The sequence below is a fragment of the Allomuricauda sp. MMSF_3307 genome, assembly GCF_030733585.1.
GTDB lineage: Bacteria > Bacteroidota > Bacteroidia > Flavobacteriales > Flavobacteriaceae > Flagellimonas.
In genome coordinates, this window is the sequence record NZ_JASHIQ010000004.1 from 49,492 (window position 1) to 64,923 (window position 15,432).

Sequence of the window (15,432 nt, forward strand, 5' to 3'; positions counted from 1 at the left end):
GATTTGTTACAAGGAATTTCAAAAAAAACTATTTGCGGTAATCCAATGCTGGAGGTCTGTTGCCCAGCATAGGTACGTATTTGAAGTCTTTTCCCCTTCGCTCTTCCAATTCCTTTTTGGCCGCTTCCACTGTTTTGGGGTTTTCAAAAATATCCATAGCCGTTAATGCAATTGTTTTTGCGGCAACCATCATTCCTTTGGAACCTATGCTCATGCCCCCAGCAGCAACCGCTTGCCAGCTGTGTGCGGGTGTTCCAGGTACCCAAGTTGCCGTTCCAAGACCGGCTGTGGGAACTGTAAAGCTCACATCACCAACATCGGTGGAACCAAATGCTTCGGCGGTTTCTTTATAAGGTTGAACGGTTTCCGCAACTTTCATGTTCATACTTTCGTTGCCCAGGCTTTTTGATATTTTTTCGGCAAATGCCTTCTCTTCTGGAGTATAAGTGATACCGCCAACCTTTACCAGATTGTCGTGCATCATTTTTTGCAAAGTAAGGTTGGGAAGCAGTTCGTGGGTTCCCCCGATCATTTCATATTCCATGGTGGTACCTGTACCCAAAGCAGCACCTTCTGCGGCTTTTACCATTCTATCAAAGATATCGACTACCACATCTCTGGTATTGTGTCTCGCATAGTAGTACACTTCTGCAAAATCGGGCACCACGTTGGGCGCCTCGCCGCCTTCGGTGATCACATAGTGGATTCTGGCATCTTCCGGTACATGCTCTCGCATCATGTTCACCATATAGTTCATAGCCTCCACACCATCCAATGCAGAACGACCCATTTGTGGTGCTGCCGCCGCATGGGCTGAAATGCCATAAAATCTGAATTTGGCCGATTTATTGGCCAAAGCGGCACCTGCACTTGCTGCATTTGCGGAACTTGGGTGCCAGTGCAAGGCTACATCCACATCATCAAAAACACCTTCGCGCACCATATATACTTTTCCAGAGCCCCCTTCCTCGGCAGGGCATCCATAAAAGCGGATGGTCCCCTTTATGTTGTTCGCTTTCATCCAATCCTTTACGGAAATGGCCGCAGCTGTGGATGCAGTTCCGAACAGGTGATGGCCACAGGCATGCCCAGCTTCTCCACCAGCAGATTGTTTTTCTGGAACCGCCTCTTGCGACAGTCCGGGTAGGGCATCATATTCTCCCAATATGCCGATGACAGGATACCCAGAACCATATTCGGCCACAAATGCCGTTGGAATCCCGGCGATTCCCTTTTCTATGGAAAAACCTTCGGCAGCAAGGGTCTCCTGCAATAGTGCTGAACTCTTTTCTTCCAAATAGCCCATTTCGGCAAGATCCCAGATAGTGTGGGCAATTTCGCTATAGGTCTCAGCTTTTGCGTCCAATTGTTTTAGGACATCATTTTTCTTTTTTTGGGCATTAACGGACAAGGTGCATAGTAGTAATAGGGCACCCAAGGGAAGAAGTTTTTTCATCGGTTGAAGTTATTTTGAGTTAGACACTAAAGATACAAAAAAACCATCCTGACATGGGTCGCTGTAGTGCGGAATACGTAAATTTGTGGGTATGTCGAGCATGAACATTCCTCAATCCAGTTTTCCAAGAGTCGTTATCATAGGCGGCGGTTTTGGAGGCATAGCACTAGCCAAGAAATTAAGCAAGAAAGAAGTACAGGTGGTGTTGTTGGATAAACACAATTACCACAATTTCCAACCATTATTGTATCAGGTGTCCACTGGAGGGCTGGAACCGGATTCGATTGCATACCCTATCCGAAAGGTATTGCAGGGATATCCCAACTTCTATTTTCGATTGGCCCAGGTGAAAGAGGTGAACACAGAGGCCAAGCTGGTCAAGACCAACATCGGTGAAATAGGCTACGACTATTTGGTCGTGGCCACTGGGTCCGAAACCAATTTTTTTGGAAACAAAGCATTGGAGACCAAGGGTATGGCCATGAAGACCATTCCGCAGTCGCTAAACTTACGGAGTCTTATCCTAGAGAATTTCGAGCAAGCACTTTTAACGGATGACCTCCATGAAAGGGATGCCCTTATGAATTTTGTAATTGTTGGGGGAGGACCTACGGGAGTGGAACTTGCCGGGGCCCTGGCCGAAATCAAAAAGGGAATCCTGCCCAAGGATTATCCCGACCTGGACACCCGTAGGGCCCAAATCAATTTGGTGCAGGCAGGAGACAGGCTGCTGCCCGCCATGAGCGAAGTAGCCTCCCGAAAAGCGGAGAAGTTTTTGGAGGAATTGGGAGTGAACGTTTGGAAAAATATTCGGGTCACCGATTATGATGGCAAGCGTATAACCACCAATACCAACACCATTTTTGATGCGGAAACCTTGGTTTGGGCGGCAGGTGTAAGGGCGGTTAGCCTAAAAGGTTTGGATGGGGCCAATTATCTGAGCCATGGCAACAGGTTGCGGGTAAATGAATTTCACCAAGTGGAAGGGTTCGAGAATATCTTTGCCATTGGAGATGTGGCGCAAATGACCACCGAGGCTTTTCCGCATGGACATCCCATGATGGCACAGCCTGCCATGCAACAAGGCAGAAATTTAGGGGATAATTTGGTGCGTCTGGTTGAAGGTAAATCCATGAAGCCCTTTGTTTATAAAGATAAAGGAAGCATGGCCACTGTTGGCCGGAACAAGGCGGTTGTGGACTTGCCCAAGTTTAAATTTCAAGGCGTGTTCGCTTGGTTCGTATGGATGTTCGTCCACCTGTATTTTCTGATCGGTTTTAGGAACCGCGTAGTAGTCTTCATCAATTGGGTGTACAATTATGTCCGATTTGATCGTGAGGCCCGATTGATAATCCGGCCGTTTAAAAAACAGAATAAAGTGGAAAAGGATACCTTAATGCGTGATTAATCTTTTTTTCTCCTTGGATGAAACTCATTAAGAACCTTGCTTAAATGTGAACGGTTTACGTGCATGTACACTTCGGTGGTGGTAATGCTTTCATGGCCCAACATTTGTTGAATGGCCCTCAAATCGGCTCCGTTTTCCAGTAGATGGGTCGCAAAGGAATGCCGAAAGGTATGTGGGCTGATGTTTTTGTGCAATCCCACTTTTTCAGCAAGTTGCTTTACAATGGTGAAAATCATGGCTCGAGTTAGCTGTTTGCCCCTTCGATTCAAGAAAACAATATCCTCGTGTTCCTTTTGAACGGGCAAATGTACACGCACCTCATTTCGATATATGTTGATGTATTTCTGGTTGATGCCGCTAATGGGAACAAAACGCTGTTTGTTGCCCTTGCCCGTCACTTGGATAAAATCCTCATCAAAATAAAGGTCGGATAGTTTGAGGTGGATGAGTTCGGAAACACGCAGACCACAGCCATACAGGGTTTCGATAATCGCCCGGTTACGTTCGCCTTCTGGTTTGGAGAGGTCGATAGCGGCAATCAGGCTGTTGATTTCTGTTTCGGAAAGGGTGTCTGGAAGTTTGCGTCCAATTTTTGGGGTCTCGATTAAATCCATGGGGTTGTCTTCCCGGTAATCCTCAAAAACCAGATAGTTAAAGAATCCTTTCAAACCGGAAATTATCCTGGCCTGGGTCCTCGGGGTAACCACTTTGGCAATGCTGTAAATAAATTCTTGAACTGTTTCTCTGCGAATATGGACCGGTTTTTCGGCAATGGAGTATTCGTCCAGATAACTTTGGAGTTTTTCCAAATCCATGGTGTAGTTCACAATGGAGTTTGGAGAGAGCCCTCGCTCTATCTTTAAGTAATTTTGATAATCCTTAATCGCCTGCTGCCAATTCATCATCACAAATATATATCAACCCATGGTACTCTTAGGTTGATTTTTGTGTAGTTCAATTTTATTTAAAGATAAATGGATTATGGAACTATGCTTATACAGGTATGATTATTTCACTTAGATTCTTCGGCGCAACGGTAAATCGATTTTAAAATAAAAAACCCGTCGTGAGACGGGGACTTTTTGTTATTAAAGGAAGGGGATTATAAGCTTTCGATTTCCTTTTTTAATGCTTCTTTGGATTTTCCTGTTTTTTCTTGTACCCTTCCGAGCATCTCTTCGAATTTTCCTTCGGAATAAGAAAGGTCGTTATCGGTTACCTCCCCATATTTTTGTTTAAACTTTCCTTTTACTTGTTTCCATTTGCCTTCTAGCTGATCAGTATTCATATATTTTGTTTTTAATGATTAATACTATCGGTAAACTAAGACGTGAAGCTTAAATTACTTAACGTCAACCCTTTAATTGTTAACGCAATAGCATATTCTGAACCAACTTAAAATAGTTTTAAGGGCAATAAAAATCTTGAATGGGGTAAGCCGATCATGTTTGTTTTTTCAATTTGACCATGTTTTGTGATGGTCATTAAAAAATGAAGCCCATCTACCTAAGCTGATTCAATCACGAGGAATCGTAACAACCTACAGATAATAGATGAAACAAATACCCTCCAAAATAGTACGACAGATTTTTATCCTTCTCTTGATTCTTTTGATGGCGGGGTTGATTTTCTCGGAAATTGCTCCCTATTTTTCGGGTATTCTTGGTACCATTACTTTGTTTGTCCTTTTAAAAAGGCCCATGGAAAAATTGGAGGACAAGGGATGGAATTCCACATTGTCTGCAATTCTTTTAATGTTGACCTCCTTTTTTATCATTCTACTTCCCATAGCAGGAGCATTTTTTATGCTTGGGAAAAGAATCCGTAAGGCCGCGGAAAATTCGGAGCAGATAACCTCCATGATCAAATCCCAATTGCAAACGCTCGAAGATTACGTAGGATTCAAGCTCACTTCCCAAGTGGATGCCTCTGCGGTAACGGAATGGCTTACCTCAAATTTACAGGGACTTGCGGGAGGTACTTTTAACGCGGTCATAGCAATTTCCATAATGTACTTTCTATTGTTTTACATGCTCACCAATCAAAAAAAGTTATACGAATCGCTTTATGAGTACATACCTATCGGAAATCATAATTTGAAGATAATCGGGGATGAGGTAAGGGAAATTGTCCGTGCCAATACCTTGGGAATTCCTTTGGTCGCTTTTGCACAAGGGGTCGTGGCCTTAATAGGTTTTCTGATCTTTGGTGTTGACAATGCCCTTTTTTGGGCCATTATGGTCACCATTGGTTCCATGATTCCCTTTGTAGGTAACCTATTGGGTACATTACCCGTATTTGTGTTGTCCCTGTCCAATGGGGATCATTTTCAGGCCTGGGGTGTCTTGTTATATGGGTCCATAGTGGTAGGATCTACCGATAACCTTATTCGATTGTACGTCCTTAAAAAGCTCGATGATGTTCACCCACTTGTAACCTTGATCGGGGTTTTGGTGGGTATCCCTTTATTTGGATTTATAGGTTTGATTTTTGGACCGTTGCTGGTCAGTCTATTTTTGGTAATTGTGCGTATTTATAAAAGAGAATATGGAAAGGGAGAAACCGAACCCTGATCAAAATATAAGCTTGTTCCTAGCGAGTTTTTGATTTCATCATGCTGGAATAGCTATTCTGATGTAACCAGATTTCATAAATCAATTTTCATATTTTGCGGTTTGCTTAACTACTTCCTGAACACCATAAAACTAATTGCAAAAACCCTTCTGTTGATCGGGAAGGGGCATTGGTCAATTCAAAAGGGGCATCCGTCAATTGGCCACTTCCAACATGATTTATTTCGCTAATTTTCGGCAAGCAAACCATGCTGCATTTTAGAATGAAAGAATTTTATAGGAAAAATATTACAAAAGGTACTTTTTTGGTCATCCATGCGTTTTTCAGGTAGAAAAAATACAACCATGAGTAAAAAAACCTTTGTAATGGCAATTCTAGCGATGGTTGCCATCAGTTATTCGTCCAGTGCACAGCATGTGGACCGAACAAGTTTTAAAGCGGGAGTCCATGTTGGTGTGCCGCTAGGCGATATTTCCGATTTTTCCAATTTTGAGCTGGGTCTCGATTTGGGATATCACTGGTCCGTATCCGAAATGGTGGATGTAGGTTTGGCGACAGGATTTATGAATGCCTTTGGGAACACATCGACCGAAGATATTGGTCCGGTTGCAGTGGAAGTTGATTTTCCGGATATCCAATATATCCCGGCGGCAGCTGCATTCCGACTTTATCCTACCTACGATTTTAAGCTCGGGGCCGATGTGGGCTATGCCATTGGAATAAATGAAGGAAACGATGGTGGATTTTATGTGCGCCCCATGATTGGCTACAACATTAACGGAAACACCGAATTGAATGTTTCCTATACAACCATAAGTGACAATTACGACTACTCCATGATTGCTGTGGGCTTGTTGTTTTTGTTCTAAATCAATTAAAAATAACTGTTCATAACCCCAAAACTTGCAAGTAAACCATGAATATTAACCATTAATTATGTTTAGAAAATGAGAAAATTACTTTTAGTTTTTGCAATTGGAATGCTTGGACATTTGGCGGTAAAGGCCCAAACCAATTATCGGGCCGCTCTGGGATTGGGAATTGACCTTTATGATGACGCCACTTTTTTCGGGGCCACGGGAAAATACTTTTTTTCCGATAACCATGTTGGCCAGGGAGATTTGGGCTTTGAGGACAATGCCACCATTGCAACCTTTTTGTACTCCTATCACAAGGAATTTTTTAGGGCAAAGGGTTTGCGCTGGTACGCTGGGGTTGGTCCCAGTATTATTTTTATCAAGAATTCGGATAATATTTTTGCATTGCGTCCGCATTTGGGGCTCGACTTTAAAGTAGATGGGGTGCCCTTTGTCATCAATTTTGATTGGCGCCCTTCTGTGGTACTTAGCGATGTGGGCGACAACGAGGTTGGCGCATTCGGCTTTGGACTTCAATTCGCCATTAATTAAAGAACAGAAAATAGCAGAATAAAGAGGCTATCTAATAAGCAGTAATAGTTGAGCTTTGTCAGGTTGAGCGCAGTCGAAACCCATTGATTTTCAATGTGTTTTAAGTTCTCGACTGCGCTCGAACTGACAGGCAAACTGCTTTTTAGACAGTCTCTTTTCTTTTTATTGTATTTTTGAAAGCATGAAATTAATCATCATCAACGGACCTAACCTCAACCTCTTGGGAAAGCGTGAACCCGAAATCTACGGGAGTACCACTTTCGAGGACTATTTTGCAACGCTTCAATCCAAATTCCCCGAGGTGGAACTGTCATACTATCAATCCAATATTGAAGGGGAAATTATTGCTAAAATTCAAGAAGTAGGGTTCGATTATGATGGTATCATTTTAAACGCCGCTGCCTACACCCATACCTCCGTTGGCATTGGTGATGCGGTAAAAGCGGTGGAATCTCCGGTAATCGAGGTACATATTTCCAACACGCACGAGCGCGAGGCATATCGCCATGTATCCTACATAGCACCGGTCGCTAAGGGAGTAATCCTTGGGTTTGGCCTGCAGAGTTATGATTTGGCGATCCAGAGTTTTTTAGGCTAGTTCCTTCAAGTACTTTTTGTCAGCATAAAACGTCCCGAAGGGAAGTAGGGAGGCTATAAAAAGTATAACAAATCTTCTGAGCTTCCATTTGCGTTCCCAACAAAAAACAATGGCCACCACTACGTATAGAATAAACAATATTCCATGTGCCATCCCAACCACTTGGTTTGGTTCAGGAATATCCGCCCAATGCTTCAACGGCATGGTCATTCCGAAAAGGAGTAGATAGGAAATACCTTCTAAAATAGCAGTGGCCCTAAAAATCTTAAGCATAGGTTATAGGTGGATTACTTCATCGTAAGCATCCGCAACCGCTTCCATTACCGCTTCGCTCATGGTAGGGTGAGGGTGGACTGCTTTCAGTACTTCATGGCCGGTAGTCTCCAGTTTTCTGGCCACTACGGCTTCTGCGATCATGTCGGTTACCCCAACACCGATCATATGGCAACCCAACCATTCCCCGTATTTGGCATCAAAGATTACTTTTACAAAACCATCAGGGGTTCCTGCGGCTTTGGCCTTACCGCTCGCCGAAAACGGGAATTTACCGATCTTAAGATCATATCCTTTTTCCTTGGCTTGCTTTTCTGTCAACCCAACAGAGGCGATTTCGGGGATACAGTAAGTACATCCTGGAATATTGCCGTAATCCAAGGGCTCTACGTGCATTCCTGCTAATTTTTCTACACAAATAATACCTTCAGCCGAGGCAACGTGCGCCAATGCCTGTCCTGGGGTTACATCGCCAATGGCAAAGTAACCGGGTATGTTGGTTTGGTAGTAGTCGTTCACCAATATTTTGTCACGGTCTGTGGCGATGCCCACATCTTCCAATCCAATATTCTCGATGTTTGTTTTGATTCCTACTGCGGATAGTACGATGTCAGCTTCCAAAACTTCTTCGCCTTTTTGGGTCTTTACCGTTGCTTTTACGCCATCACCAGACGTATCCACCTTGGTCACCTCTGCGGAAGTCTTGATTTTGATGCCCGATTTTTTGAAGTTACGTTCCAATTGTTTGGAAATATCCTCGTCCTCTACGGGCACAATGTTCGGCATATATTCCACTACGGTAACCTCGGTACCCATGGAGTGATAGAAATAGGCAAACTCCATTCCGATGGCACCACTGCCTACCACAATCATTTTCTTGGGCTGTTTTTCCAAGGTCATGGCCTCACGGTACCCAATGACTTTTTTGCCGTCTTGGGGAAGGCTAGGCAACTCGCGGCTACGAGCCCCAGTGGCGATGATGATATGGTCCGCTGAATACTCGGTAGTATCACCGTTCTCAGCTTTTACTTCTACTTTTTTTCCTTTTTTTAGTTTTCCAAATCCATTGATGACCTCGATCTTGTTCTTTTTCATCAAGAATTGGACCCCTTTGCTCATGCCATCGGCCACGCTTCGGCTTCTCTTTACAACGGCATCAAAATCATGGCTTACATCTTTGGCATTCAAACCATAATCTTCGGCATGTTTCAGATATTCAAAAACCTGAGCGGATTTAAGAAGGGCCTTGGTAGGGATACATCCCCAATTTAGACATACACCTCCCAAACTTTCCTTTTCTATAATGGCTGTTTTGAAACCTAATTGTGATGCCCTGATGGCAGTAACGTATCCACCTGGACCACTTCCCAAAACAATTATATCGAACTTGCTCATTAGATTTTGATTTTAGTTGTTAGATAAAAACCTGCCGTTGAATGGCAGCTGCAAAAGTACGCAAATCAATCTCCATTTCCCAAGTTGTAAAACTCAAATTTGGATTCGTTTGTGAAATCTGAAAAAATGGTTGTTCGGGGAAGAATTTAACCTTCTGGGTCAAAATCGATGCTCACTGAATTGATGCAGTACCGTTGCCCCGTGGTTTCCCGAGGCCCATCATTAAAAACATGTCCCAAATGGCTACCGCAGTTGGCGCAGACCGTTTCGGTGCGTACCATACCATGGCTGGTATCCCGAATGTACTCGATGGCGCCTTCAACAGCTTGATCAAAAGAAGGCCAACCACAACCGCTTTCAAATTTGTGCTCACTTTCAAAAAGTTTGGCATTGCAGGCTTTACAGTGGTAGTTGCCATCTTCAAAATGAAGGTCGAACTTTCCGGTATAGGGCCGTTCGGTACCCTTTTGCCTCAGAACATAATATTCCTCAGGGGAAAGTTGCTGTTTCCATTCTTCTTCGGTTTTGTTTACCCCATATTTCTTATCCATAGAAATTTTTTATGCCAAATTATGGGTTATCCGGAATAAAATCAAGCGCGGCTCCATTGATGCAATGTCTTTTCCCAGTGGTATTCCGTGGACCATCGTTGAATACGTGCCCCAAATGCCCTCCGCACACGGCGCAATGCTCTTCGGTACGGGCCACTCCAATTTTATAATCCACGTCGTAGGCCACATTGCCCTCGATTTCCCTATCAAAACTGGGCCATCCGGTTCCTGAGTCGAATTTATGCTCGCTCTTGAATAGGGGAGTGCCACAACCGGCACATACGTAGGTGCCCTTTTCCTTAATGTCCAATAGTTCACTGGAGAAAGCATTTTCTGTGGCAGCCTTGCGCAGCACGTAGTATTCCATATCGGTAAGCTCGGCACGCCATTCGGCATCCGTTTTGTTCACCTTAAAGGTGGTTTCTTTTTCGGTCTCCTTTTTTTCTTCCTGTGAGTTTCCCTTGCATCCGGTCAAAACTACCAATGCAATCAATAGCAATCTTTTTCCCATTCTTGTTTTTTTATAATTGGACGACTTTTTATGGCTATCCTTTCAAAATTAACATAAAAAAAGTCCCATTGATTTTCAATGGGACTTAAAATATCCTTTTTATGTGATTTATTGAAGGTCCAACTGGATTACCTGTCCTTCATTGATCTGTAATTTGGACATCACGCTGTCAATGTTGGAGGCATCAAAATCCGGAGATTGGGCATATTCGCTCGGTATGAATACGATACGGAACAGCTGATTGTCCGTAAAGTCCGTGCTAAGGGTGGATAAATCGAAATTACCATCGATAAACAGCTCCAGGTCCACAAAAGTATGGGAAAACACATATTGAATGGTTCCACCTGGCAAAAAGTAATTCTGTGGTATTTGTGTCCATGCATCTGCAGTGGAGCCATCGCTTAAATCGATAACCCCGTCGTGGCGATATACCAATACGGCATCCGATTCGAATACCTCAAAATTGGTCACATCAGAAAAGGTGATCAGGGTACTGAAGAGATTGGCTTCGGCATCATAGCCAAAGTCAACTCCCTCTACTTCCACTACCTGTCCTTGGATACCTGGAGCGCCGGGAGCACCATCTAGGCCATCCAACCCGTCAAAGCCCGGAGGACCTTGTGGGCCTTCGCAAGCCGCGAAAACAAAAACGATAACTGCTCCTAAAATTGTACTAAATTTATTCATGATTTTTGGATTTTGGATTTGTGTTACTTTTAACTGTTAACGCATTAAAATCAAAAAGCGTTCCACTTTTTGAAAAAAAAATGATTTTAATGGCAAACCGATTATCAAAATCGTATTCTTCCCTAAAGTTGCGTATTATTGTATAAGCACTAAAAACACTTTTATGTCAAAGGTAGTTCCACACAGTTTTTTTACGGAGTTTGATATCAATCTTTTTAAATCTGGAAAGCATTTTCGCCTGTATGACAAATTAGGGTCGCACCTCACCGAAGTCGATGGGGTAAAAGGGACGTATTTCGCTGTTTGGGCACCTTCGGCAAAGTCGGTCAGTGTAATTGGCGATTTCAACTATTGGACCGTTGGAGAGCACCAATTGAATGTGCGCTGGGACAGCAGCGGAATCTGGGAGGGTTTTATTCCGGGAGTTGACAAAGGAATCAAGTACAAATACAAAATACAATCCCATAACAACGATATCTGGACCGAAAAGGCGGACCCATTTGCCCGTTTCTGCGAGCAGCCTCCACAAACGGCATCGTTGGTTTGGGACGATAATTACAAGTGGAAGGACAGCGGCTGGATGGAAACCCGTGAAGAAAAGAACGCATTGGACAAACCGTATTCGGTTTATGAGGTCCATTTGGGCTCTTGGAAAAAGAAGAATGGTTGGCAATCGCTGAGTTATTTGGAAATGGCAAAGGAATTGGCCGATTATGTGGAGGAAATGGGCTTTACCCATGTGGAGTTTATGCCCGTTATGGAATACCCGTACGACCCTTCTTGGGGATATCAACTAACGGGTTACTTTGCGCCGACCTCGCGTTTTGGCAAGCCTGAGGATTTTAAGGTTTTGGTAGATGCCTTGCACCAAAGGGGCATTGGGGTGATTCTGGATTGGGTGCCATCCCACTTTCCCGAAGATGCCCACGGTTTGGGCTTTTTCGACGGATCTCACCTGTATGAACATCCAGATAGACGAAGGGGTTATCATCCCGACTGGAAAAGTTTGATCTTTAATTATGGACGTAACGAAGTACGGGCATTTTTGATCAGCAACGCCATTTTTTGGCTCGATCAATATCATGTGGACGGATTGCGCGTGGATGCCGTGGCTTCCATGCTTTATTTGGATTACTCCCGTGAAGATGGAGAATGGGAGCCCAATATTTATGGAAACAACGAAAATTTAGAAGCCATATCCTTCCTGCAAGAAATGAACCAAGAGGTCTATGCCAGTTTTAAAGGGGTACAGACCATTGCCGAAGAATCCACTGCCTTTACAGGCGTTACCAAACCTGTACATTACGGAGGATTGGGTTTTGGCATGAAATGGATGATGGGCTGGATGCACGATACCTTGGAGTTCTTTAAAAAAGACCCGATCCATCGTTCGTATGATTTGAACTCCATAAGTTTTAGCCTTACCTACGCCTTTACGGAAAATTTTATGCTGCCCTTTTCCCATGATGAGGTAGTCTATGGCAAACAATCCTTACTGTACCGAATGCCAGGCGATGAATGGCAGCGCTTTGCCAATTTGAGGTTGCTTTATGGCTACATGTTTACCCATCCTGGAGGTAATTTGTTGTTCATGGGAGGTGAATTTGGACAGTCTTCCGAATGGAATTTTCAGGAAAGCTTGGATTGGCATTTGACCCAATACGACTTTCATTCGGGAATACAGGAGGTCATCAAGGACCTGAACAAACTGTACAAAACAAGTCCGGCACTCTATGAGAAACAGTTCCAGCCAGAAGGTTTTCAGTGGATTGAGTACAACGACCAAGAGAACTCGGTGATTTCGTACATTCGGAAAGGCAACGACCCAAAGGACGACTTGATTATTGTTTGCAACTTCACCCCGGTCCCAAGGGAAAATTATAGGGTAGGGGTGCCAAAAAGCACTACGCTTAAATTGGTTTTTAACAGTGATGACAAAAAATATTCGGGAAGTGGCATGGGCAAAAAGACCATGAAACCCTCCAAGACCTCTTGGAACGGGCAGGAACAGTCCGTTTTGATGAATCTACCGCCATTGGGCGTGGTCGTATACCGATAAAAGCAAAGCTACAACGTTGTAGTTGATTGCTTTTCAAAACATATTTTTAATTATTCAGGCTTTTGTGTTTCTTTTGCTAGCCTCAACTGATTATAGATGATAACCAATACAGAAATAGCCAGAACGGGAAATCAGTTCCCTAACCATATAGTCGATTTTAAACAGGAAAACGACAAACTATACTTCACCACCCAGAACGGGGTCATTTTGCAAGTCACCATTCTAAGGGACAGTGTTGTCCGATTCAGATATGCCACCGAACATGTGTTTGAACCCGATTTTTCCTATGCCATTAGTGAAGATGTGAACCTTGGGTATAATGAGCTTACCGTAGAAGATGAGATTCCGGAGTACGTGATCACCACGGCGAAGATCAAGATCTATATCAACAAGACCAACCTCAAGGTGCAGATTGTAGATTTGGATGGGGTAATTTTAGCGGAGGACGAGCTTGGTTTCCATTGGGAGGAGAACTTCGATTATGGGGGCAACGTGGTAAAAATGAGTAAAATTTGCCATGCAGGGGAAAGTTACTACGGTATGGGAGACAAGGCCTCGCACACCAACCTGAAGGGTAAGCGGGTGAACAACTGGGTAACCGATTCCTATGCCTACGGCAAGGACCAAGAACCTTTGTACAAATCTATCCCGTTTTACGTGGGTCTCAAGGAAAGCATTGCCTATGGTATATTTTTCGACAATTCCTTCAGCACCTATTTTGATTTTGCCAACGAGAAACGGAACGTAACCAGTTTTTGGGCAGATGGTGGGGAAATGAACTATTATTTCTTCTACGGACCCAAAATGAAGGATGTAGTGGAATCTTATACGGATTTGACGGGCGTTCCTGAGCTTCCACCACTATGGGCCCTTGGGTTTCATCAATCCAAATGGAGCTATTTTCCAGAGGATAAGGTGAAGGATATTGCATCAACTTTTAGAAAACTGAAGATTCCGTGTGACGCCATTTATTTGGATATCGATTATATGGAAGGGTTCCGCTGTTTTACTTGGAACAACCAACATTTCCCCAATCCGAAGAAGATGATAGCGGAAATGGCGGAAGATGGATTTAAGGTCATCACCATGATCGATCCGGGGATCAAAATAGACCGCGATTATTGGGTGTACCAACAGGCCATGGACCACGGATACTTTTGTAGAAGGGCCGATGGACCGCATTTTAAGGGAAAAGTATGGCCCGGGGAGTGCAAATTCCCTGATTTTACCAATCCAGAAGTACGGGAATGGTGGGCCGGTCTATACAAAGAGATGATTGCCGATATGGGCGTGAGCGGTGTTTGGAACGACATGAATGAACCTGCGGTAATGGAAGTGCCTACCAAAACGGCCAATCTCGATGTACGCCACGATTACGATGGGCATCCATGTAGCCACAGAAAAGCACACAACGTTTATGGCATGCAGATGGTTAGGGCCACTTACGAAGGGGTCAAAAAATATATGTTTCCGCGACGTCCCTTTGTACTTACTAGGGCGGCCTATGCTGGTACCCAGCGTTACTGTGCCACTTGGACGGGCGATAATGTGGCCACTTGGGAACATTTATGGATTGCCAATGTACAGATGCAGCGCATGTGCATGAGCGGATATTCTTTTGTAGGTTCCGATATTGGTGGATTTGCCGAGCAGCCCAATGGAGAACTTTTTGCCCGTTGGATGCAATTGGCGGTGTTCCATCCTTTTTGCAGGGTACATTCCAGTGGTGACCACGGCGATCAGGAGCCATGGTCGTTTGGAGAGGAGATAACCGATATTGTCCGGGAATTTATCGAGTTGAGGTATCAATTGATGCCCTATCTCTACACCATGTTCTACAACTACATTAAACAGGGCTTTCCCATGTTGCAGTCCTTGGTGTTTTACGATCAAGAGGACCAGCAAACGCATTTCCGTACGGATGAGTTCATCTTTGGAAAACAAATATTGGTCTGTCCCGTGCAGGAACCCAACGCACAGGGCAGAAGAATGTACTTCCCAAAGGGAAATTGGTACAACTACTGGACCGATGAGCTCAATGAAGGCGGTATCGAAAGATGGGTTTCTGCGGAAATCCACCGAATCCCACTGTTCATCAAAGAAGGGGCTATGATCCCGAAATACCCTGTGCAGCAATACATAGGGGAAAAGGAAATCGAAAAGCTTGTTATCGATGTCTATTATAAGGAAGGAACCGAAAATTCCCAGGTGTACGAAGACCAACAAGAAGGGTACGATTATAAAAAGGGGCGTTTCAGCTTGAGGCGATTCAAATTGACAGGAAAGAAAAACGAATTGATCATCCAGCAATTCAAGGATGGTAACTACATCACCCCGTACAAGAATTTTAAGATGAGTTTCCACGGTCTGCCCTTTAAGATTGATTCCGTGGAGCTGGATAACGAAGAGGTGAGTCTGGACGATATCAAACTGAATGGAAACAACTCCATTGAAGTGAGCAAGGATTTCACGGAACTTCACATTTTCGGAAAATAAATTTTTGTAAATTCA

15 protein-coding genes are annotated in these 15,432 nt (G+C 43.9%); 7 read left to right on the plus strand and 8 right to left on the minus strand.

The window, feature by feature from the left end:
- Positions 1-28: 28 nt before the first annotated feature.
- Positions 29-1,456 (minus strand): amidohydrolase, encoded by a 1,428-nt coding sequence (locus tag RBB12_RS10975; protein WP_306014389.1) that lies wholly within the window; start codon positions 1,454-1,456, stop codon positions 29-31.
- 100 nt (positions 1,457-1,556) lie between these two features.
- On the opposite strand from RBB12_RS10975, the gene RBB12_RS10980 reads away from it, so the two are divergent.
- The gene (locus tag RBB12_RS10980; RefSeq protein WP_306014433.1) at positions 1,557-2,864 is read left to right on the plus strand and encodes an NAD(P)/FAD-dependent oxidoreductase; all 1,308 of its coding nucleotides are present in this window, start codon (positions 1,557-1,559) and stop codon (positions 2,862-2,864) included.
- Here the strand turns inward: RBB12_RS10980 and xerD are convergent.
- Together xerD and RBB12_RS10990 are read right to left on the minus strand one after the other, a co-directional pair.
- Positions 2,861-3,766 (minus strand): site-specific tyrosine recombinase XerD, encoded by a 906-nt coding sequence (xerD, locus tag RBB12_RS10985; protein WP_306014432.1) that lies wholly within the window; start codon positions 3,764-3,766, stop codon positions 2,861-2,863. The two genes, RBB12_RS10980 and xerD, sit on opposite strands and share 4 nt — an antisense overlap.
- A 200-nt stretch (positions 3,767-3,966) precedes the next feature.
- Positions 3,967-4,152 carry a CsbD family protein gene (locus RBB12_RS10990; protein WP_179385455.1) on the minus strand — a complete coding sequence of 62 codons (186 nt, stop codon included), beginning with the start codon at positions 4,150-4,152 and terminating at the stop codon, positions 3,967-3,969.
- A gap of 265 nt (positions 4,153-4,417) precedes the next feature.
- Between RBB12_RS10990 and RBB12_RS10995 the strand changes: the two genes are divergently transcribed.
- From RBB12_RS10995 to aroQ, 4 genes are all read left to right on the plus strand, one after another.
- Positions 4,418-5,437, plus strand: a complete 1,020-nt coding sequence (locus RBB12_RS10995) for an AI-2E family transporter (protein ID WP_306014387.1) — start codon at positions 4,418-4,420, stop codon at positions 5,435-5,437.
- A 366-nt stretch (positions 5,438-5,803) separates the two neighbouring features.
- A complete protein-coding gene (locus RBB12_RS11000) occupies positions 5,804-6,307 on the plus strand; it encodes an outer membrane beta-barrel protein (RefSeq protein WP_293285109.1) in 504 nt (167 codons plus the stop codon).
- A gap of 78 nt (positions 6,308-6,385) precedes the next feature.
- On the plus strand, positions 6,386-6,847 hold the full coding sequence (locus RBB12_RS11005) for a hypothetical protein (protein WP_293285112.1): 462 nt from the start codon (positions 6,386-6,388) through the stop codon (positions 6,845-6,847).
- Between the two features lie 181 nt (positions 6,848-7,028).
- The gene (aroQ, locus tag RBB12_RS11010) at positions 7,029-7,445 is read left to right on the plus strand and encodes a type II 3-dehydroquinate dehydratase (RefSeq protein ID WP_293285114.1); all 417 of its coding nucleotides are present in this window, start codon (positions 7,029-7,031) and stop codon (positions 7,443-7,445) included.
- On the opposite strand, the gene RBB12_RS11015 is transcribed toward aroQ, so the two are convergent.
- From RBB12_RS11015 to RBB12_RS11035, 5 genes are all read right to left on the minus strand, one after another.
- Positions 7,437-7,718, minus strand: coding sequence for a DUF3817 domain-containing protein (locus RBB12_RS11015; RefSeq protein ID WP_179385450.1), 282 nt, complete (start codon positions 7,716-7,718; stop codon positions 7,437-7,439). The genes aroQ and RBB12_RS11015 overlap by 9 nt on opposite strands.
- A gap of 3 nt (positions 7,719-7,721) precedes the next feature.
- Entirely contained in the window at positions 7,722-9,113 is a 1,392-nt protein-coding gene (lpdA, locus tag RBB12_RS11020; protein ID WP_179385449.1) for a dihydrolipoyl dehydrogenase, read from the minus strand.
- A gap of 146 nt (positions 9,114-9,259) precedes the next feature.
- The gene (gene msrB, locus RBB12_RS11025; RefSeq protein ID WP_179385448.1) at positions 9,260-9,664 is read right to left on the minus strand and encodes a peptide-methionine (R)-S-oxide reductase MsrB; all 405 of its coding nucleotides are present in this window, start codon (positions 9,662-9,664) and stop codon (positions 9,260-9,262) included.
- Between the two features lie 19 nt (positions 9,665-9,683).
- Positions 9,684-10,175, minus strand: coding sequence for a peptide-methionine (R)-S-oxide reductase MsrB (msrB, locus tag RBB12_RS11030; RefSeq protein ID WP_179385447.1), 492 nt, complete (start codon positions 10,173-10,175; stop codon positions 9,684-9,686).
- A 108-nt stretch (positions 10,176-10,283) separates the two neighbouring features.
- The gene (locus tag RBB12_RS11035; RefSeq protein WP_179385446.1) at positions 10,284-10,862 is read right to left on the minus strand and encodes a collagen-like protein; all 579 of its coding nucleotides are present in this window, start codon (positions 10,860-10,862) and stop codon (positions 10,284-10,286) included.
- Between the two features lie 163 nt (positions 10,863-11,025).
- Here RBB12_RS11035 and glgB point away from each other — a divergent pair, with 163 nt between their 5' ends.
- Complete coding sequence (gene glgB / locus RBB12_RS11040; RefSeq protein WP_306014386.1) at positions 11,026-12,921, plus strand: 1,4-alpha-glucan branching protein GlgB; 1,896 nt, start codon at positions 11,026-11,028, stop codon at positions 12,919-12,921.
- 96 nt (positions 12,922-13,017) lie between these two features.
- On the plus strand, positions 13,018-15,417 hold the full coding sequence (locus RBB12_RS11045) for a glycoside hydrolase family 31 protein (protein ID WP_306014385.1): 2,400 nt from the start codon (positions 13,018-13,020) through the stop codon (positions 15,415-15,417).
- Positions 15,418-15,432 lie beyond the last annotated feature (15 nt).